The organism is Enterobacter sp. BWH64 (assembly GCF_001037645.1).
Lineage (GTDB): Bacteria > Pseudomonadota > Gammaproteobacteria > Enterobacterales > Enterobacteriaceae > Enterobacter > Enterobacter hormaechei_C.
The window spans coordinates 4036855-4056505 of sequence record NZ_KQ089922.1 but is presented as its reverse complement, the minus strand read 5'-3'; the positions used below and the strand labels follow the sequence as shown (position 1 = coordinate 4056505).

At 56.6% G+C, this 19651-nt stretch carries 19 protein-coding genes and 1 tRNA gene; 7 read left to right on the top strand and 13 right to left on the bottom strand.

The features are described from left to right. Positions 1 to 17: 17 nt before the first annotated feature. From SK50_RS19275 to SK50_RS19250, 6 genes are all read left to right on the top strand, one after another. Positions 18 to 94, top strand: a tRNA-Arg gene (locus tag SK50_RS19275). A gap of 117 nt (positions 95 to 211) precedes the next feature. Next, positions 212 to 778, top strand: a complete 567-nt coding sequence (gene yqaB, locus SK50_RS19270) for a fructose-1-phosphate/6-phosphogluconate phosphatase (protein ID WP_015571665.1) — start codon at positions 212 to 214, stop codon at positions 776 to 778. Next, the gene (locus SK50_RS19265) at positions 775 to 1203 is read left to right on the top strand and encodes a YqaA family protein (protein WP_017692791.1); all 429 of its coding nucleotides are present in this window, start codon (positions 775 to 777) and stop codon (positions 1201 to 1203) included. Before yqaB ends, SK50_RS19265 begins: the two co-directional genes overlap by 4 nt. Positions 1204 to 1286: 83 nt before the next feature. Continuing rightward, a complete protein-coding gene (gshA, locus tag SK50_RS19260; RefSeq protein WP_022649137.1) occupies positions 1287 to 2831 on the top strand; it encodes a glutamate--cysteine ligase in 1545 nt (514 codons plus the stop codon). 151 nt (positions 2832 to 2982) lie between these two features. Continuing rightward, a complete protein-coding gene (gene luxS, locus SK50_RS19255; RefSeq protein ID WP_017382778.1) occupies positions 2983 to 3498 on the top strand; it encodes an S-ribosylhomocysteine lyase in 516 nt (171 codons plus the stop codon). Positions 3499 to 3551: 53 nt separating this feature from the next. After that, complete coding sequence (locus SK50_RS19250) at positions 3552 to 4316, top strand: AraC family transcriptional regulator (protein ID WP_003862181.1); 765 nt, start codon at positions 3552 to 3554, stop codon at positions 4314 to 4316. On the opposite strand, the gene leuA is transcribed toward SK50_RS19250, so the two are convergent. The 13 genes from leuA to SK50_RS19185 all read right to left on the bottom strand — a co-directional run bounded on the left by leuA (position 4303) and on the right by SK50_RS19185 (position 19145). After that, the gene (leuA, locus tag SK50_RS19245; protein ID WP_040118022.1) at positions 4303 to 5958 is read right to left on the bottom strand and encodes a 2-isopropylmalate synthase; all 1656 of its coding nucleotides are present in this window, start codon (positions 5956 to 5958) and stop codon (positions 4303 to 4305) included. The genes SK50_RS19250 and leuA overlap by 14 nt on opposite strands. A 185-nt stretch (positions 5959 to 6143) precedes the next feature. Next, positions 6144 to 7691: a multidrug efflux MFS transporter permease subunit EmrB gene (gene emrB, locus SK50_RS19240; RefSeq protein ID WP_006811709.1), complete on the bottom strand. Its 1548-nt coding sequence runs from the start codon at positions 7689 to 7691 to the stop codon at positions 6144 to 6146. Between the two features lie 16 nt (positions 7692 to 7707). Continuing rightward, entirely contained in the window at positions 7708 to 8880 is a 1173-nt protein-coding gene (gene emrA, locus SK50_RS19235) for a multidrug efflux MFS transporter periplasmic adaptor subunit EmrA (RefSeq protein WP_017382776.1), read from the bottom strand. 130 nt (positions 8881 to 9010) lie between these two features. Next, entirely contained in the window at positions 9011 to 9541 is a 531-nt protein-coding gene (gene emrR / locus SK50_RS19230) for a multidrug efflux transporter EmrAB transcriptional repressor EmrR (protein ID WP_017694792.1), read from the bottom strand. A gap of 314 nt (positions 9542 to 9855) precedes the next feature. Continuing rightward, positions 9856 to 11040 (bottom strand): MFS transporter, encoded by a 1185-nt coding sequence (locus tag SK50_RS19225; RefSeq protein ID WP_017382775.1) that lies wholly within the window; start codon positions 11038 to 11040, stop codon positions 9856 to 9858. A gap of 204 nt (positions 11041 to 11244) precedes the next feature. Then, a complete protein-coding gene (gene proX / locus SK50_RS19220; protein WP_017382774.1) occupies positions 11245 to 12240 on the bottom strand; it encodes a glycine betaine/L-proline ABC transporter substrate-binding protein ProX in 996 nt (331 codons plus the stop codon). A 9-nt stretch (positions 12241 to 12249) separates the two neighbouring features. Then, a complete protein-coding gene (gene proW, locus SK50_RS19215) occupies positions 12250 to 13314 on the bottom strand; it encodes a glycine betaine/L-proline ABC transporter permease ProW (protein ID WP_015571659.1) in 1065 nt (354 codons plus the stop codon). Next, entirely contained in the window at positions 13307 to 14509 is a 1203-nt protein-coding gene (gene proV / locus SK50_RS19210; RefSeq protein ID WP_015571658.1) for a glycine betaine/L-proline ABC transporter ATP-binding protein ProV, read from the bottom strand. The genes proW and proV overlap by 8 nt, the downstream gene beginning before the upstream one ends. Before the next feature lie 333 nt (positions 14510 to 14842). Then, complete coding sequence (gene nrdF / locus SK50_RS19205) at positions 14843 to 15802, bottom strand: class 1b ribonucleoside-diphosphate reductase subunit beta (RefSeq protein ID WP_017382773.1); 960 nt, start codon at positions 15800 to 15802, stop codon at positions 14843 to 14845. A gap of 9 nt (positions 15803 to 15811) precedes the next feature. Beyond that, positions 15812 to 17956: a class 1b ribonucleoside-diphosphate reductase subunit alpha gene (gene nrdE, locus SK50_RS19200; RefSeq protein ID WP_032669334.1), complete on the bottom strand. Its 2145-nt coding sequence runs from the start codon at positions 17954 to 17956 to the stop codon at positions 15812 to 15814. After that, positions 17929 to 18339 (bottom strand): class Ib ribonucleoside-diphosphate reductase assembly flavoprotein NrdI, encoded by a 411-nt coding sequence (gene nrdI, locus SK50_RS19195; protein ID WP_015571656.1) that lies wholly within the window; start codon positions 18337 to 18339, stop codon positions 17929 to 17931. The genes nrdE and nrdI overlap by 28 nt, the downstream gene beginning before the upstream one ends. Beyond that, complete coding sequence (gene nrdH, locus SK50_RS19190) at positions 18336 to 18575, bottom strand: glutaredoxin-like protein NrdH (protein ID WP_017382770.1); 240 nt, start codon at positions 18573 to 18575, stop codon at positions 18336 to 18338. The genes nrdI and nrdH overlap by 4 nt, the downstream gene beginning before the upstream one ends. Positions 18576 to 18818: 243 nt before the next feature. Beyond that, positions 18819 to 19145: an ElaB/YgaM/YqjD family protein gene (locus SK50_RS19185; RefSeq protein ID WP_017382769.1), complete on the bottom strand. Its 327-nt coding sequence runs from the start codon at positions 19143 to 19145 to the stop codon at positions 18819 to 18821. Between the two features lie 158 nt (positions 19146 to 19303). Between SK50_RS19185 and SK50_RS19180 the strand changes: the two genes are divergently transcribed. After that, a complete protein-coding gene (locus SK50_RS19180) occupies positions 19304 to 19648 on the top strand; it encodes a DUF2002 family protein (protein WP_006811693.1) in 345 nt (114 codons plus the stop codon). Positions 19649 to 19651: the final 3 nt, after the last annotated feature.

Here is a 19651-nt window from a genome sequence, read left to right as displayed (position 1 = left end):
CAGCAGTAAATCCCGATGCATCCGTAGCTCAGCTGGATAGAGTACTCGGCTACGAACCGAGCGGTCGGAGGTTCGAATCCTCCCGGATGCACCATATTCTCCTCCTTTGTTTATTCCTTCGACGTTTCGTCAGCAATCACTCTCTCTGTCAGCGACAAAGATCCCCTTTTACGATAAAGTAATGCTTTGTTAATCGTTTAGCGAGAGCACGATGTACGCACAGTATGACGGTTTGATCTTCGACATGGACGGCACCCTCCTGGATACCGAACCCACGCATCGTCAGGCCTGGACCGAAGTCCTGGGCCGTTACGGTATGCGTTTCGATTTACAGGCGATGATTGCCCTCAATGGATCGCCCACCTGGCGTATCGCACAGGCCGTGATTGAGCTGAATCAGGCCGATCTCGACCCGCATCAGCTCGCGCGTGAAAAAACCGACGCGGTAAAAGCCATACTGTTAGACACCGTGCAGCCTTTACCACTCATTGACGTCGTCAAGGAGTGGCACGGGCGTCGTCCTATGTCTGTCGGTACGGGCAGCGAGAGCGCGATTGCTGAAGCGCTACTCAACCACCTTGGCCTGCGCCACTATTTTTCTGCCGTCGTTGCCGCCGATCATGTTAAACATCACAAACCCGCACCGGATACCTTCCTGCTCTGTGCAGAATTAATGGGTGTTCCACCTGCAAAATGCGTGGTGTTTGAAGATGCTGATTTTGGCATTCAGGCCGCGCGTGATGCCGGAATGGCGGCGGTGGACGTTCGCTTACTGTGAGTGACGCGCTGTCACTCGCTTCATTATTCGCCAGCAGTTTTTTAAGCTCCACCCTCTTACCGGGGAATTCGGAAGTGGTGCTGGTGGCGATGCTGTTGTCCGGTGTAAGTCAGCCCTGGTTGCTGGTCTTAATAGCAACAATGGGTAATAGCCTTGGAGGACTGACTAACGTTATTCTTGGACGTTTCTTTCCGCTACGCGAAAAATCTCGCTGGCAGGAAAAGGCAGTCGGCTGGCTAAAACGCTATGGCGCTGCCACGCTGTTATTAAGCTGGATGCCTGTAATAGGCGATTTACTGTGTCTGCTGGCGGGATGGATGCGCATTTCCTGGGGACCGGTGCTCTTTTTTTTGTGCCTTGGCAAGGCGTTACGCTATGTTTTACTGGCATGGGTAACACTACAGGGTATGACGTGGTGGCACTAATTGGTGGAATGAATTCGCGACCTTCAATCGTCAACCATTACAATTATGCTGAGTGACAATTTTTTGACAGGCGGGAGGTCAAATTGATCCCGGACGTATCACAGGCGCTGGCCTGGCTGGAAAATCACCCTCAGGCACTGAAGGGTATTCAGCGTGGGCTTGAGCGCGAAACGCTGCGCGTAAATGCGGATGGTAGCTTAGCGACTACGGGACACCCGAAGGCGTTAGGCTCGGCGCTGACACATAAATGGATCACAACCGATTTCGCCGAAGCGCTGCTGGAGTTCATCACGCCAGTAGACGGTGATATTGATCATATGCTGACGATCATGCGCGACGTGCATCGCTTCACCGCCCGCAACCTCGGCGACGAGCGTATGTGGCCGCTCAGCATGCCGTGCTATATCGAGCAGGGGCAGGATATCGAGCTGGCGCAGTACGGCACCTCGAATATTGGTCGGCTGAAAACGCTGTATCGCGAAGGACTGAAAAATCGCTACGGCGCACTGATGCAGACGATCTCTGGCGTGCACTACAATTTCTCTCTGCCGATGGCGTTCTGGCAGGCGAAGTGCGGTGAAACGGATAAAGAAGCGATCTCCGCGGGCTACTTCCGCCTGATCCGCAACTACTACCGTTTTGGCTGGGTTATTCCGTATCTGTTCGGCGCGTCCCCGGCCATCTGTTCATCGTTCCTGCAAGGGAAACCGACCACGCTGCCGTTCGAGAAGACCGAATGTGGCATGTATTACCTGCCGTATGCGACCTCCCTGCGCCTGAGCGACCTTGGCTATACCAATAAATCGCAAAGTAATCTCGGAATTACGTTTAACGATCTGCACGAATATGTGGCAGGCTTGAAGCGGGCGATAAAAACCCCGTCGGAAGAGTACGAAAAAATCGGCCTCGAAAAAGACGGTAAGCGCCTGCAAATTAACACCAACGTGTTGCAGATTGAAAATGAACTGTATGCGCCGATTCGTCCGAAGCGCGTGACGCGCAGCGGTGAAACGCCGTCGGATGCGCTACAGCGCGGCGGGATCGAATACATTGAAGTGCGCTCGCTGGATATCAACCCGTTCTCACCGATTGGCGTTGACGAACAGCAGGTTCGCTTCCTTGACCTGTTTATGGTCTGGTGCGTACTGGCTGATGCGCCGGAAATGAGTTCCGACGAACTGCTGTGTACCCGTGCCAACTGGAATCGCGTGATTCTGGAAGGGCGCAAGCCGGGTCTGACGTTAGGTATTGGCTGTGAAACGGCTCAGTTCCCACTGTCTAAGGTAGGGAAGGATCTGTTCCATGACCTGAAGCGCGTAGCCCAGACGCTGGACAGCGTGTACGGCGGCGAAGCTTACCAGAAGGTCTGCGACGAACTGGTTGAAAGCTTTGATAACCCGGAACTGACATTCTCAGCACGAATTCTGCGTTCTATGATTGAACAGGGAATTGGTGGCACAGGGCGTTCACTCTCAGCGGAGTACCGTGAGATGCTGATGCAGGAGCCGTTAGAGATCCTGAGCGAAGCGGATTTTGTGGCAGAGCGTGATGCGTCCGTTGTGCGTCAGAAAGAGGTCGAAGCGGCGGATACGGAGTCGTTTGAGGCGTTTCTGGCGAAGCAGGCCTGAACCAAAAGAAAAAGGCCACATCGCTGTGGCCAAAATATACATCTCTGAATTCAGGGATGATGATAACAAATGCGCGTCTTTCATATACTCAGACGCGCATTCTGTAGAAGAGTTCAGTTTATTTTAAAAAAATCACTATCGGAGGTGACGTATGCCGTTATTAGATAGCTTTACTGTCGACCATACCCGTATGGAAGCACCAGCAGTCCGCGTGGCGAAGACCATGAACACGCCGCACGGCGACACGATCACCGTTTTCGACCTGCGCTTCTGCGTGCCCAATAAAGAAGTGATGCCAGAGAAAGGCATTCACACGCTGGAACACCTGTTCGCCGGATTCATGCGCGACCACCTGAACGGCAACGGCGTGGAGATCATCGATATCTCTCCGATGGGCTGCCGCACCGGTTTCTACATGAGCCTGATTGGTCAGCCTGATGAGAAACGCGTCGCGGATGCGTGGAAAGCGGCGATGGAAGACGTGCTGAAGGTGAAAGAGCAGAACCAGATCCCTGAGCTGAACGTTTACCAGTGCGGCACTTACCAGATGCACTCTCTGGAAGAAGCTCAGGAGATTGCCCGTCATATCATCGAACGTGATGTTCGTGTAAACAGCAATGACGAGCTGGCCCTGCCAAAAGAAAAACTTCAGGAACTGCACATTTAGTATCGTGCCTGTGGATGCCCGGTGGCGCTTCGCTGACCGGGCCTACAATCCTGATGACGACAACCACCACCTTCTCCTTTACCCATCGCCCGCTTGTGCCGTTTTCGCATGATTATGCTCATGGCGACAGCGAGCCGTGGCATCAGCACGACTGCGCGCAGCTCCTGCACAGCCTCACCGGCGTCGTGCGGGTCGATACCGCATCCGGCTGCTGGGTGGTGCCGCCCGGTCGCGGCGTCTGGCTACCTGCGGGTACGCAGCACGCCTTGCGCATCACCGGCAACGTTGCTGCCCGCACGCTGTTTATCGACCCGCTGGCGCGCGCCGATCTTCCGGCGACCTGCCAGATCGTGCAGATCTCGCCCCTGCTGCGCGAGCTGATCCTGACCTCCCTTACGCTTCCTGAATCTTACGCACCCGGAAGCCGCGATGAACGTGTTTATGAGCTGATCCTCGATGAAATTCGCCTCATGCCGGTACTGCCGTTTCACCTGCCCGAGCCGGAAAGCGAAGCGCTGCGCCACCTCTGCCAGCAGATTCGAATGGCCCCGGGAGAAAGCTGGAGCAGCGCCCAGGCCGCAGGTATTGTGGGGATGAGCGAACGCACGCTGAACCGCCATTTTCAGCAGCAGACAGGCCTGAGCTACGGCGAGTGGGTGAGAAGGGCGCGACTGCTGGAAGCCTTAGTGCGGCTGGCGCAGGGCCAGCCGGTATTACGCGTGGCGCTGGATCTGGGGTATGGCAGCCACAGCGCCTTTACGGCAATGTTTCGCCGGGTAATGGGTCTCTCACCCAGCGATTACTTCAGGAACGACTGACCGCGTTAAAAAGCGCCTGAATCGACGCGCGTGCCACGTCGCTGTCGATGCCCACACCCCAGCGGCTGGTCCCATCCTGGAACAGACAGCGGATATAGGCCACCGAGCGGCTGTCGCTGCGTTCGCCTAACGTATGTTCGTGATAATCCTTGATCACAAACGGTGCGTTGATCCAGCGGCTTAAGCCGTGAGCGGCGGCGGAGAGCAAACCGTTTCCCTGGCCTTCCAGCTGGCGGGTGCCCCCTTGCGTGGCGACGCTTGCCGTCAGCCGCAGCTGGCCGTCCTGCTGGCTGTCGCTGCGGTACGATTGCAGCGCTAATGGCGGGCTCGCCACCAGGCCGTAGCGGGCGCGGAACAGCTGCCAGAGCGCATTCTGCGTCATCTCTTTTCCATGGTTATCCGTTTCCTGCTGCACGTGCTGGCTAAAATCCTGTTGCAGGGCGCGAGGCAATTTCAGGCCGTGGTTTTGCTCAATAAGCCAGGCGCTTCCGCTTTTTCCTGACTGGCTGTTCACGCGGATCACCGCTTCATAGGTACAGCCAATATCCTGCGGGTCGACGGGCAGATAGGGCATCTCCCAGCGTTCGCCAGGCTTACGGGCATCGAAACCTTTCTTGATGGCATCCTGGTGCGAGCCGGAGAAGGCGGTGTAAGCCAGACGACCCGCCCACGGATGGCGCGGATGGACGGGCAGCTGGTTGCTGGTTTCTACCGTTTCAACCACCCGATTCATATCACTGAAATCCAGATTCGGGCTAATGCCCTGGCTGTAGAGGTTCATCGCCAGCGTCACCAGGCAGACGTTGCCCGTGCGCTCACCGTTACCAAACAGGCAGCCCTCCACGCGGTCAGCCCCGGCCATGACGGCCAGCTCTGCGCTGGCGACGCCGGTACCGCGATCGTTATGCGGGTGCACGCTGATACAGACGTCACTGCGGCGGCTGAAGTGGCGGCAGAAATACTCGATCTGGTCGGCATAGACGTTCGGCGTGCTCACCTCGACGGTAGCGGGCAGGTTGACGATCATCGGACGCGCCGCGCACGGCTGCCAGATCTCCGCCACGGCTTCACAAATCTCCAGCGCAAACTCCGGTTCGGTAAAGCAGAAGGTTTCCGGGGAGTACTCGTACTGCCAGCGGGTGTCAGGGTTCTCTTCACACAGCTGACGAATCAGGCGCGTCGCGCGCGTCGCCAGCTCGACGATTTGCGCTTTCTCCATGCCGAATACCAGACGGCGGAACAGCGGGGCGGTGGCGTTATACAGGTGAACGGTGGCCTGCTTCGCGCCGCGCAGGGAGTCGAAAGTGCGACGGATAAGATCGTCCCGCGCCTGCGTTAACACCTGAATGGTGACGTCATCCGGGATGCGGTTCTCCTCAATCAGCTGACGCACAAAATTGAAGTCCGTCTGCGAGGCGGACGGGAAGGCGACTTCGATTTCTTTAAACCCGCAGCTCAGCAGCAGATCCCAGAATTGCAGCTTGCGCGCGCTGTCCATCGGCTCGGCCAGCGCCTGGTTACCGTCGCGTAAGTCGGTCGAGAGCCAGCGCGGGGCGCGGGTGATAATCTGCTCCGGCCAGCGGCGGTCGGGCAACGAAAGGGTGGGGTAAGGCTGGTATTTTTCGGCGGGTGTGTTCAGCATGGTGCGCTCCTGTTGTCTTTTCACTATCGTGAATCGATTTCAGGCGCGCTGCTTTATCGGAACTGACAATCGCTGTCGCATTTTGGACAAGGGGGGCGATTGTTGCCCGGTGGCGCTGCGCTTACCGGGCCTACGATCGTAGGCCGGGTAAGGCGTAGCCGCCACCCGGCAACCCGTGCACAGGGCTAGTGCGCCCCACCGCCCCCGCTACCGGCCCCAAACGGTGGTTTGGCAAACCACACCAGCCCCAGCAGGACGATGAAGATCCCCGCCGATATCCAGAAAATCTCGTTTGCCGAGATAATCAGCCCCTGGTTGGTGATCTGCTGGGCAAGCCAGCCGGACGCCTGCTGCTCCGTCATCCCCATCCCCTCAAGCTGGCTATACATCTGCTGAGCGTTAGGGTTGAACGGGTTCACCGCTTCGGTGAGTTGAGCATGGTGCATCGATTCCCGGTTGGTCCACAGCGTGGTGGTGATCGAAGTCCCGATGGAGCCCGCCAGCGTACGGGTGAAGTTCGACAGGCTCGATGCCGCCGCCATCCGCTCAGGCGGTAAGCCGGAAAGCGTAATGGTGGTCAGCGGCATAAAGAAGCACGCTACGGCGAAGCCCTGAATAAACTGCGGCCACGCGGAGGCGCCAAAGTCCATTCCCGGTTCAAACGTATACGCGCGCCAGTAGAAGCACACGGCGTACATGATGAAGCTGAACGTCACCAGCCTGCGCATGTCGAGCTTATGGGCGAAACGGCCAATAATCGGCGACAGCAGAACCGGAATTAACCCCACCGGCGCGGAGGCCAGCCCCGCCCAGGTTGCGGTATAGCCGTACACCTCCTGCAACAGCTGCGGCAGCAGAACAATCGCGCCGAAGTAGAGCATATAGGCGAGACTGATACAGAGGCAGCCGATGGTGAAGTTTCGCGATTTAAACAGCGAGAGGTCGACTATCGGATTATCGTCCGTCAGCTCCCAGACAATCAGGAAGCTGATGGCCACCACGGCGACCACCGTCAGCACAATGATTTCCGTAGAGGCAAACCAGTCCAGCTCTTTGCCGCGGTCGAGCATGATTTGCAGGCTGCCGATGCCGACAACCAGCAGTGCCAGCCCGATGCCGTCGATCCGCCGCTGTTCGGTCCGCGTTTCGCGACCACGCAGAGACTGTAGCGTCATCAGCACCACCAGCGCACCGATGGGCACGTTGATGAAGAAGATCCAGCCCCAGTGATAGTTATCGCTGATATAGCCGCCGAGGATTGGCCCGCAAATTGGGGCGACGATCACCGTCATCGACCACAGCGCGAGCGCGATGGAGCGCTTGGCGGGCGGATAGTTGTTCAGCAGCAAACTCTGCGACAGCGGAATCAACGGCCCGGCGACAATCCCCTGGATGACGCGGAAGAAAATCAGCATCGTCAGGCTGCTGGACATGCCGCAGGCCCAGGAGGCCAGCACGAACAGGATCGTCGACCAGAGGAACAGCTTCACTTCACCGACGCGCTTCGCCAGCCAGCCGGTGATGGGAATGGAGATGGCGTTCGCCACCCCGAACGAGGTAATGACCCAGGTCCCCTGGCTCAGCGATGAGCCAAGGTTCCCGGCGATCGTAGGGATCGCCACGTTTGCGATGGTGGAGTCCAGCACCTGCATGAATGTCGCCAGCGACAGCGCAATGGTCATAATGACCAGCTGCGCCCCCTCCAGCGGTTTTTGCGGCTTTTGCTGTTGCATAACGCTCACCTTCGGCTTAACCGGCGTTTGCCTTCACGATGTCATCGATCAGCTTATTGACCGGATCGAGGCTAATTTCACGGGCGTTACTTTCATAAGCTGGCGTACTGCGCACCTGGCTTGCGAGGATCTGACCGTCGCGGTTGGCGGTATCGACCGTCACCAGCGTGGAAAGGCCAATTCGCAGCGGATGGTCTGCCAGCTGCTTAGGATCCAGCTCGATACGCACAGGCAAGCGCTGGACCACTTTGATCCAGTTGCCGGTGGCGTTCTGTGCAGGCAGCAGGCTGAACGCGCTGCCGGTCCCCATGTCCAGACCGACCACTTTTCCGGTGTACTTGACGTCATCGCCGTAAATATCGCTGACCACGGTCGCGGTCTGGCCGATACGCATATGCGCCAGCTGGGTCTCTTTGAAGTTCGCATCGACCCACAGATTGTTTGCCGGAACGACCGCCATCAGCGGCGTGGTGGTGCTAATCTGCGCCCCTGGCTGTACGGAACGACGGGAAACGTAGCCGGTCATCGGGCTGACGATTTTGGTACGTTGCAGGGCAAGCCATGCGTTACGCACTTCGGTCGCCGCCTGTTTCACCGCTGGCTGGTTTTCCAGAGAGGTACCCAGCACCATCGCCTGATTAGCGTTGTACTGTTGGATCGCCACGTCCAGTTGCGCCTGTGCGCTGGCCACCGCGTCGCGGGCGTGCTGCAACTCTTCACGGCCAATCAGGTTGGCGGTGCCGAGAGGAACACGACGATTGAGGTCGCTCTGCGCCTGAGCCAGGGCCGTTTTCTGCACGTCGATATTGGCCTGAAGCTGCTTGCTGTTGATCATCAGCTGGCGGGTCTGGCGAACGCTGGAGGCCAGCGCCGTCTGTGCTTTTTCAAACGCCTGTTGGGCGTCGGTCGGGTCGAGCGTGACCAGCACATCGCCTTTTTTCACAAAGTCGGTGTTATCAGCCCAGACTTTCGTCACGCTGCCTGACACCTGGGCCATGATTTGAACCTGATTCCCTGCCACGTATGCATCGTCTGTCTCTTCAACATGACGCAAGACTAAAAACCAATAGATCCCATATGCCACGGCAATAATAATAAAGAGCAAGGTCAGCAGAATAAGGGCGCTCTTACGTTTGCCCTTTTTGTTGGCCGGTTGCTGCGGGAGGGTGTTCTCCGCATTTGCGCTCATTGTTGTTCTCCACGATCTTTTTATTTTCACATCGGCTGAGCCGACCTGTTGTCAGAAAGGCCAGCAGTTTCACGTGCTGGCCTGTCAGTTTTTCTTTTTAGCAATCTGGAATGTTGAGCGGATCGTCGCGTTAGCGCAGCGCCTCAAGGATGACGCCGTCTTCATCCATCTGGTCCAGACGGGTGAGCAGCTTGCGAGTAATGTGCTCAAGCTGGTCGCGCTCGGCGGTGCTGAGGGCAGACCAGAGCTGGTGCAGGCAGTTGTGCTGCGGTGGCAGCACTTCGCGCAAGAATTCGTGACCTTTCTCGGTCAGTTGCAGATGCAGGCAGCGGCGATCGTTATCGCTTTCACGGCGTTCAATCCAGCCGCGCTTTTCCAGTTCATCCGCGATACGGGTCGCATTGGTACGGGATGACCCCAGCGCACAGCTCAGTTCCGACGGCTGAATGCTGTGATTTTCCTGAGACTCCAGCGTAATCAACGCCATAAACAACGTCTCGTTAATCCCCTGCGCTTTCAGCATCTTGTTACGATTTTCCAGCAGCTTACCCTGCATGTGCATGCACAGGCGGGTCAGCAGGATTTCCTGATACGGGAAGTCCTCATGACGACTGGCGCGGAACTTAAGCATTTGTTCAATGGGCGTAAACGAACTATCCATTTTGGGCATAACCTCATTAATTACAGCCGATATAGTAACGACAGTGACAAATAATGTAAATGAATTATTTGTGCGGTTATATCCGCCAAACGTATGTCACCATCAGAAAGCGCCGGGTAAATCCGTGACCCGGTGAGCACAGAGAGCGTGGGGTGTGTACCCGCGAAAGAGGGGATGTGAGGACAGGGGTCTGAACTATTCATGCCGGTAGTAAATATGTCACCCACAGTAAAATTTCTGGGATAAATGATTACCGTTACCTTAACAGATGCAGGCCCCCTTTACACCCCAGGGGGCCCAAAGCAATGTAAAACTTAGTGAATTGCTTCCTGACGGTGATAGCCGCGCCACCATACCAGCAGATTTATCGCCGCGACGATGGCGCCGATGGCGCATACGCCCGTCCAGCCCGCGTGCTGCCAGGCGGAGGCTGAGATTAGCGAGCCCGCCGCGCCGCCGATAAAGTAGCTGGTCATGTACCCGGCCGTCAGACGGTTACGGGCATCCGGCTTCACGCGGTAAATCACGGTCTGGTTGGTGATATGTACACCCTGCACGGTGAGGTCGAGCACCAGAATACCGACAATCAGCGCCAGCACGGAGACGTGTCCGTACCAGATGGCCGCCCAGGAGAGCAGGAGTAAAACCAGCCCTGCGGAGGTGGTCATATGAGATTTGCCTTTGTCGGCCAGCCCACCCGCCGGGCGCGCGCCCAGTGCGCCAGCCGCGCCTGCCAGCCCGAAAAGGCCAATCACGCCTTCTGAGTAGTTAAACGGCGGTGCGGCGAGCAGAAACGCCATCGACGTCCATAAGATGCTGAAGTTAGCGAAGGTGAGACACCCCAGAATGGCGCGCGTGCGCAGGAGTTTATCCCGGGTAAAGAGGCTGAAAACGGAGGCGAGGAGCTGCGGATAGTTCAGGTGATTTTCCTGCTTCACCTTTGGCAGGCCGCGCCACAGGGCCAGCGCCATGATAACCATCAGCACGCTCGCCACCCAGTAAACGGTGCGCCAGCCGCCGAGGCTCGCCAGCAGCCCGGCAACGGTTCGCGCGAGCAGGATGCCCAGCAGCAGGCCGCTCATGATAGTGCCGACCACTTTGCCGCGTTTTTCCGGGGAAGCCAGCGTCGCGGCGAGGGGAACCAGAATTTGCGCCACCACCGAGAACAGCCCCGTCAGCGCGGTGCCGATAATCATCATCGTTAACGACTGGCTGCTGGCGGTGATCAACATCCCGCCCGCCGCCAGCAGTGTCATGGAGACGATAAGCATCCGGCGCTCAAACATATCGCCTAATGGCACCAGGAACAGCAGCCCGGCCGCATAGCCGAGCTGTGCGGCGGTGACAATAAACCCGGCGGAGCTGGCTGAAAGATCGAAGGCGCGTGCGATGGTGTCGAGCAGTGGTTGTGCGTAATAGTTGCTGGCGACGGCCAGACCCGTTGCCACGGACATTAAAAGGATGAGTGCGGGGCTAAGCCCTTGAGTTGTTTTTGTCATTAGTTTCAGGAATCGTGAGTTAAGTGATTATTTTTCCGGAAACATAATAACCAATGATGGTGAATGTTGGGGAATTGTTACGTGGTGGATTGTGCGGTTAAGGTTGGGTGCGGTTTGATCCCCTCACCCCGACCCTCTCCCAGGGGGAGAGGGTGGTCATCGTTCCCTCTTCCCCTGGGAGAGGTTAGGGTGAGGGAAAATGTTTTACTTCTGCGCCTCAAGCGCCTCTTTCACCCAGCCATCGAACTGCTGCTGGTGGGCTTTGATCCAGCCATCCACGTGGCCTTTGATATCAGCTTCGGATGATTTACCCGCGTGCATCATCGCGTTCTGGGCGTTAATGTCTGCCAGCGGCAGTTTCATCACCGAGAACAGCTTCGCCGCCGCCGGGTTTTTCTCGGCCCAGGCTTTGTTCGCCACAATATGCATGGTGTTCACCGGGAAGCCATAGTTCATGCCGTTTGGCAGTTTGGTGTCGATATCTTTCTGCTCGCCTGGCAGGGAGGAGAAGGGCACCTGCAACCACACCACGTCTTTGCCCGGCTTCAGCACGTCGCTCACCCAGTACGGCGTCCAGGTGTAGTAGATCACCGGCTTGCCTTCTTTAAAGCGGGCGATGGTGTCGGCCATCATCGCAGAGTAATTGCCGTGGCTCACGTCGACGGTCTTCGCCAGATCGAAGGCTTTGTTCTGGTGGTTAATCACCGCTTCACAGCCCCAGCCCGGCGAACAGCCCATCATGTCGGCTTTACCGTCACCGTTGGTATCAAACAGTTTTGCGATCTTCGGATCTTTCAGCTGTTCAATATTGGTGATGTGATATTTATCGGCGGTTTTCTTGTCGATCAGATATCCCTGCGCAGCGCCGGTCACAAAGGTGCCTTCGCGGTAGAATTTCTTGTCACCGCCTGCGGCGGCATACATGTCGTCGTGCAGCGGCTGCCAGTTCACGGCGGTAAAGGTGGCATCACCGGAGGCAATGGAGGTATAGCCCACGTTGTAATCCACTTCGCTGGCGGTATTCACCGTATAGCCCAGTTTCTCCAGCGCACGGCTGACAATCTGGGTCTGGAAGGACTCTTCCGAAATGGTGCTCTGCACCGGCTGCACGGTAATGCCTTTGCCCGGCAGGTCAGCGGCAACTGCGCTGGTGGAGACAAGGGTCGCAAACGCTGTGGCAAAAAGTACGTTATGTCGCATCGTTGTTCCTTATTTTGTAAATGGGCGGGTGAGTAACCCGACAGGGCCGGTGGTGTACCAGCGACGGTTGCCGCGACTACGTGAATCACGACCGACAGCCTGGGTCAGGCGGTCAAGAATGATGGCGAGGATCACAATCCCGACGCCGCCGACGGTCGCCAGCCCCATATCGAGACGGCCAATGCCGCGCAGTACCATCTGACCTAACCCGCCAACGGCAATCATCGAGGCGATCACCACCATCGACAGCGCCAGCATCAGCGTCTGGTTAACACCTGCCATAATGGTCGGCATCGCCAGCGGAAGCTGAACCTTAAACAGCATCTGACGCGGGCTGGCGCCGAACGAGCGCGATGCCTCTATCAGATCCGCAGGCACCTGGTTAATGCCCAGAATGGTCAGGCGAATAATCGGTGGCAGGGCGAAGATAATGGTCACGACCACCCCCGGTACGTTACCGATGCCGAACAGCATCACGATAGGCACCAGGTAAACGAACGCTGGCGTGGTCTGCATCGCATCCAGCAGCGGGCGGATAATCTTCGCGGCCCTGGGGCTGCGCGCCAGCCAGATCCCCATCGGCAGGCCGATCACCACGCAGAACAGCAGGGCGGTCAGCACCAGCGCCAGGGTGATCATCGCCTGAGACCACGCGCCAATCGCGCCGATGGCAATCAGGGAGATGAGCGTGGCGATCCCCATACCCGCGCTGCCGAACTGCCATGCGATCAGCGAGAACAGGATAATCGCCACCGGCGCGGGCATGCCCAGCATCAGCTGCTGGAAGCCGTTCAGGATGTAATCCACCGGGATGCGGATCCCCTGGAACACCGGACGGAAGTGGGTAACGACCCAGTCGATCCCCTCCGTTACCCAGCTATCCAGCGGGATCAGCGTCTTGTGGAACGGATCCATAATATTGAAATGCTCTGGGGCAGGCGCTGGTGCGCTGTTGAGCCAGTCTGCCGCGCCGCCGCCATCGGCAGGCGCAGGCGTCGACCCCCACGCATCGGCAGATTGCGCCGCGCTGTCCGCTGCTTCAGTGGTGCCCCATGGGTTTGATTGATCAGCCATTGTTTGTCCCCTCGCGATCTAAAGCCTGTAGCAGCATCCGTTTTGAGATGATGCCAACGTACTGTTGTTCTTCACCGACGACCGGCACGGCGCACGGCGCCTGACCCACGTGAGAGAGCAACTCGCTGAGCGGCGTTTCGGCGTCCACGGCAAGCGGAGCGTCAATCAACGCCGCATCGATTCCCTGGTTTTCGCTCAGGGCGGTTTTCAGAGAGTCGATGGAGACCACGCCGACAAATTTATTGCCGCGTTCAACCAGATAACCGTATTCACGGTCTTCGTCCTGCAACAGCTTCAGCGCGGAGCGCGGGCCAAAACCTGGCGTTTTACGAATAATGCCGTTTGGTGTTCGACGGGCAATATCTTTCGCACTGAATACGTGGCTAATATCCACGCCGCGGAAGAAGGTGCGCACATAATCATTCGCCGGATTATTGAGAATTTCATCCGGTGTGCCGACCTGCACCACTTCACCATTTTGCATAATGGCGATACGGTCGCCAATACGCATGGCTTCATCCAGATCGTGAGAAATAAAAACAATGGTGCGCTGATGTTTGGCCTGTAATTTTACCAGCTCATCCTGCATCTCGGTGCGAATTAAGGGATCGAGCGCTGAGAAGGCTTCGTCCATTAATAAGATGTCCGGATTAATCGCTAATGCGCGCGCTAATCCCACACGCTGACGCATACCGCCGGAGAGTTCATCCGGATACGCATGAGCATAATTTTCCAGCCCGACCTGACGCAGTGCATCAAGGGCTTTTTCCTGACGTTCCTGAGCGGGCGTGCCGGCTAACTCCATGCCAAAGGCGGTATTATCGAGTACCGTCATGTGCGGCATCAGTGCAAATGACTGAAACACCATCGCAATTTTCTTTCTGCGCACCTCGCGGAGATCTGCGTCTGATATTCTGGCGATATCCACGCCGTCTATCAGCACCTGTCCGCGGGTGGGTTCAATCAGGCGATTGAGAAGGCGAACCATAGTGGATTTACCCGAACCGGATAATCCCATGATGACAAAAATCTCGCCTTCTTCAATGGCCAGACTGGCGTCTTTAACGCCAAGCGATAGCCCGGTTTTTTCCAGAATTTGCTCTTTCGTAAGGCCTTTCTCAATATATTTGAATGCGCGCTGCGGGTGCTCGCCAAATACTTTATAAAGATTTTTCACTTCTAATTTAATTGCCATGCAATAGAGAGTGTCCTGTTATTTGTTTATGTCGATATGATTACCATGGTAAATAGTTAACTGGCATTACCCTAACATACTCAGAATCTGAGACAACCCTGGACCGGCCTGAGGGCGGAATTTTGCCGCAAGCGAAACGGCTGAATTTCCCATGAATAAAGGGCTGAGGGCGGTTTGAATTTTTCTCAATTTTTTGCTGCTGCATCGGGAAATTTCGCCTGAATCGGTGTGATTCAGGCGAATATGACGGGGAAATTACAGTGTAGTACGTAGTGGAATATTCGGCTGGAAATAATGAAATGCAGAGTTAATTAATGAACGTTAATTCATTCATTAAAAATCCCAGTCCTCGTCTTGCGTTTCCACCGCTTTACCCATCACGTACGACGAGCCGGACCCGGAAAAGAAGTCGTGGTTTTCATCGGCGTTGGGCGACAGCGCCGCGAGGATCGCCGGGTTCACCTCCGCCATTTCTGGTGGGAATAACGCTTCGTAGCCCAGGTTCATCAGCGCCTTGTTGGCGTTATAGCAGAGGAAGGCTTTTACGTCCTCTTCCCAGCCCGTTCCGGCGTACAGCTCTTCGGTATAGCTCAGCTCGTTGTCATACAGATCCATCAGTAAATCGAGGGCAAAACCTTTGAGTTCCTCGCGTTTTTCCGCGCTGACTTTCTCCAGCCCTTTCTGATACTTATAGCCGATGTAATACCCGTGTACCGCTTCATCGCGGATGATGAGGCGAATCAAATCGGCGGTGTTGGTGAGCTTGCCCCGGCTCGACCAGTACATAGGCAGCCAGAAGCCGGAATAGAAGAGGAAAGATTCCAGGAACACGCTGGCGATCTTCTTCTTCAGCGGCTCGTCGGCCCGGTAATATTCCAGCACCAGATCTGCCTTGCGCTGCAATGACGCGCTCTCTTCACTCCAGGCGTAGGCCGCGTCCACGTCTCTGGTCTGGCACAGGGTGGAGAAAATCGAGCTGTAGGAGCGGGCATGGACCGCCTCCATAAAGCTGATATTCGACATTACCGCCTCTTCGTGCGGGGTCAGCGCATCACTCATCAGCGCGGGCGCACCCACGGTATTCTGAATGGTGTCCAGCAGCGTCAGGCCGGTAAAGACGCGGATTGTCAGCTGCTGCTCGGCATGGCTCAGGGTTTGCCAGGCCGGAATATCGTTGGAGAGCGGGACCTTTTCCGGCAGCCAGAAGTTGCTGGTCAGGCGGTTCCAGACCTCCAGGTCTTTATCATCCTGAATTTTGTTCCAGTTAACGGCACTTACGCGTGACAGTTTCATCCTTTCTCCTTACAGCGCGCAGGACACGCAGCCTTCAATTTCGGTGCCTTCCAGCGCGAGCTGGCGCAGGCGAATGTAGTACAGCGTTTTGATGCCTTTCTTCCAGGCGTAGATCTGCGCTTTGTTGATATCCCGCGTGGTGGCGGTGTCCGGGAAGAAGAGCGTCAGCGACAGCCCCTGATCCACATGTTTAGTCGCCTCGGCGTAGGTATCAATGATCTTTTCCGGGCCAATCTCATAGGCGTCCTGGTACAGCGCCAGATTCTCGTTGGTCATAAACGGGGCAGGGTAGTAGACACGCCCGGTTTTGCCTTCCTTACGGATTTCAATCTTCGACACGATGGGGTGGATGCTCGACGTGGCGTGATTGATATAGGAAATGGAGCCGGTTGGCGGCACCGCCTGAAGGTTCTGGTTATAAATGCCGTAGCGCATCACCTCTTCACGCAGCTGTTGCCACATCTCACGCGTCGGCAGGGTGATGCCAGCGCGGGCAAACAGCGCGCGTACTTTTTCGGTTTTCGGCTGCCAGTCGCCTTCCAGATACTGGCTGAAATACTCTCCGCTGGCGTAGCGGGACTGCTCAAAGCCTGCGAACCGCTGGTGGCGTTCGCGCGCCAGCATCATCGAGGTATGCAGCGCATGCCAGGTGATGGTGTAGAAATAAAGGTTGGTGAAATCCAGCCCTTCCGGGCTGCCGTAGGCGATGCCCTCCCGCGCCAGATAGCCGTGCAGGTTCATCTGCCCAAGGCCGATGGCATGCGACGCGGCGTTGCCCGCCTCAATGGACGGTACGCTGCGGATGTGGCTCATGTCCGATACCGCCGTCAGCCCGCGAATGGCGGTCTCTACCGTGCGGCCAAAATCGGGTGAATCCATGGTATGGGCAATATTCAGCGACCCGAGGTTACAGGAGATATCCTTGCCCACGTCCGCGTAGTCGAGGTTTTCGTCGTAGCTGGACGCGCTGTTGACCTGCAAAATCTCCGAGCACAGATTGCTCATGTTGATGCGCCCGGCAATCGGGTTAGCGCGGTTCACCGTGTCCTCGTACATGATGTACGGATAGCCGGACTCAAACTGAATTTCAGCCAGCGTCTGGAAGAAATCGCGGGCGTTGATGGTTTTTTTGCGAATGCGATCGTCGGCCACCAGCTCGTCGTACAGCTCGCTTATCGCCACGTCGCCAAAGGCTTTGCCGTAAATCCGCTCAACGTCATACGGTGAGAAGAGCGCCATGTCGGCATTCTCTTTAGCCAGCTTAAACGTGATATCCGGGATCACCACGCCAAGCGACAGGGTTTTGATGCGGATCTTTTCGTCGGCGTTTTCACGTTTGGTATCCAGAAAACGCAGAATGTCCGGGTGGTGCGCGTGCAGATAAACCGCGCCCGCGCCCTGACGAGCGCCGAGCTGGTTGGCGTATGAGAAGGCATCTTCCAGCATCTTCATCACCGGGATGACGCCGGAAGACTGGTTTTCGATGCGCTTAATCGGCGCGCCCGCTTCCCGCAGGTTCGAGAGCAGAAACGCCACGCCGCCGCCGCGTTTCGAAAGCTGTAGCGCCGAATTCACCGCACGGCCAATCGACTCCATATTGTCTTCAATACGCAGCAGGAAGCAGGAGACCAGTTCGCCGCGCTGGGCTTTCCCACAGTTAAGGAACGTTGGCGTGGCGGGCTGGAAGCGACCGGAGAGGATCTCCTCCGTGAGTCTTTCGGCCAGCGCTTCATCGCCCTGCGCCAGCGTCAGCGCCACCATCACCACCCGATCTTCAAAGCTTTCTAAATAGCGTTTGCCGTCAAAGGTTTTCAGGGTGTAGCTGGTGTAATACTTCCACGCGCCGAGAAACGTCTGGAAGCGAAAACCGCTGGCGTGCGCCCGTTCAAACAATGCCACCACGAAGGCGCGGTCGTAGCGTGTCAGGACACGCTCTTCGTAATAACCCTCTTTTACCAGCCAGTCGAGACGTTCCTGCTGGCTGCCAAAGACGACGCTGTTCGGGCGTACATGAGCGGCAAAAAAGGCGTCCACCGCCTCATGATCTTTGCCAAACTGAATGCGCCCCTCCCGGTCATAGAGGTTTAGCATGGCGTTTAATGCGTGGTAATCCGGCGTCGCCTGAATCACGCGTTCTGCGGTTGTCGTTGCCAAAATTCGTTCACTCCTTTACGCACGTTCTCTACGTCCTGCTGTGTCCCCATCAGTTCAAAACGATAGAGATACGGCACGCCGCATTTTTGAGAGATGACATCCCCGGCGCGGGCAAAGGCCTCGCCGAAGTTGCGATTGCCTGCGGCGATCACGCCGCGAATCAGCTGCCGGTTATGGGGATCGTTCAGAAAGCGGATCACCTGACGAGGCACAGCCCCTGCGGTGCCGCCACCGCCATAGCTGGGCACCACCAGAATGTAGGGTTCGTCTACCTGAATACGCTCCCGCTCGTTCAGCGGAATGCGTATCGCGGGCAGCCCGAGACGCTCCATAAACCGAAGCGTGTTTTCCGAGCTGCTGGAAAAGTAGACCAGCGTGCTCATGCACTGACGCCCTGAGCGGCAAGGCGGTTGATCATGTCCGGACGGAAGCCAGACCAGCTGGTGTCGCCGGCAACGACAACCGGAAGCTGACGGAAACCCTGCGCCCGCAGGGTGTCTGCCGCGTCGGGCACCTGATCAATATTGACCATCTCAAATGCCACGCCGCGGCTCTCCATCGCCCGTTTCGTGGCGTGGCACTGAACACAATCGTTACGAGTGTAAATAATAATGCTCATGATTCGTATTTCCATTTAGAATGAGAGAACGGCGCGAGTAAACGCGTCATGTTGTGTGTGTCTTGCTAAAGGGAATACTAGATGTAGTTGCGATAAGCTTCAACCACACAAGATATGGGAAATACAGATTAATAAGGCCCCAACGATGAGCCTGGCGGGGCAGGGTGGGCTGTGCGGGTTTTTCAGGCTGTCAGGCAAAGAAAAGCCCCGGCGCCTGAGGCGACCGGGGCTGAGAACGCGCGCTTACTTACGCAGGCTAAGCAGGGCGCCGACAAAAATCCCGACCGCCGCGACCGTTCCCAGCGTACAAAGTGGTTTTTCACGTACGAAGGTGGTGGCGCAGCTGGCCATGTCGCAGGCCGCCTGAGTGGTACGTGAGCGGCCATTCATCCTTGCCCGCGTTTCACGCAGCAGAGACTGAGCCTTACGTTTCGCGGCATCTGCTTCGTCCTTCGCGTCAGAGCCCCAGGATTTCAATACGGCTTCCAGCGTGTCCGCTAATTGGCTGACATCGTTACGAATATCCTGTGTGTCGTCATTAATATCGTTTCGGTTCGGTCTGTTAAACATACGATCCTCCATAATTTGTGTTCCCGTTTAGTTTAGTCCAGAAATGTAATATCTGAAGCGAGTCACGGCTTATCGGGCAGTTTATGGAATATTCTGAAAGCCCTGCTAATGCTGAATACTGTAAGGTTGCCGGGCAGGAATGATAATGAGGAAAAGATATGTATTTACGACCCGATGAGGTGGCGCGCGTTCTTGAAAAAGAAGGGTTCACCATGGATGAGGTAACATCAAAAGCGTACGGATATCGCCGTGGTGAGAATTATGTTTACGTCAACCGTGAAGCAAGAATGGGGCGTACTGCTCTCATTATTCACCCGACACTCAAAGACAGAAGCCTGTCATTTGCTGAGCCCGCCTCGGATATTAAAACCTGCGATCATTATCAGCAATTTCCGCTCTATTTAGGCGGCGAGACGCATGAACATTATGGTATTCCGCACGGTTTCAGCTCGCGTATGGCGCTGGAGCGGTTCCTGAAAGGGCTGTTTGGCGACGTACAATAACTC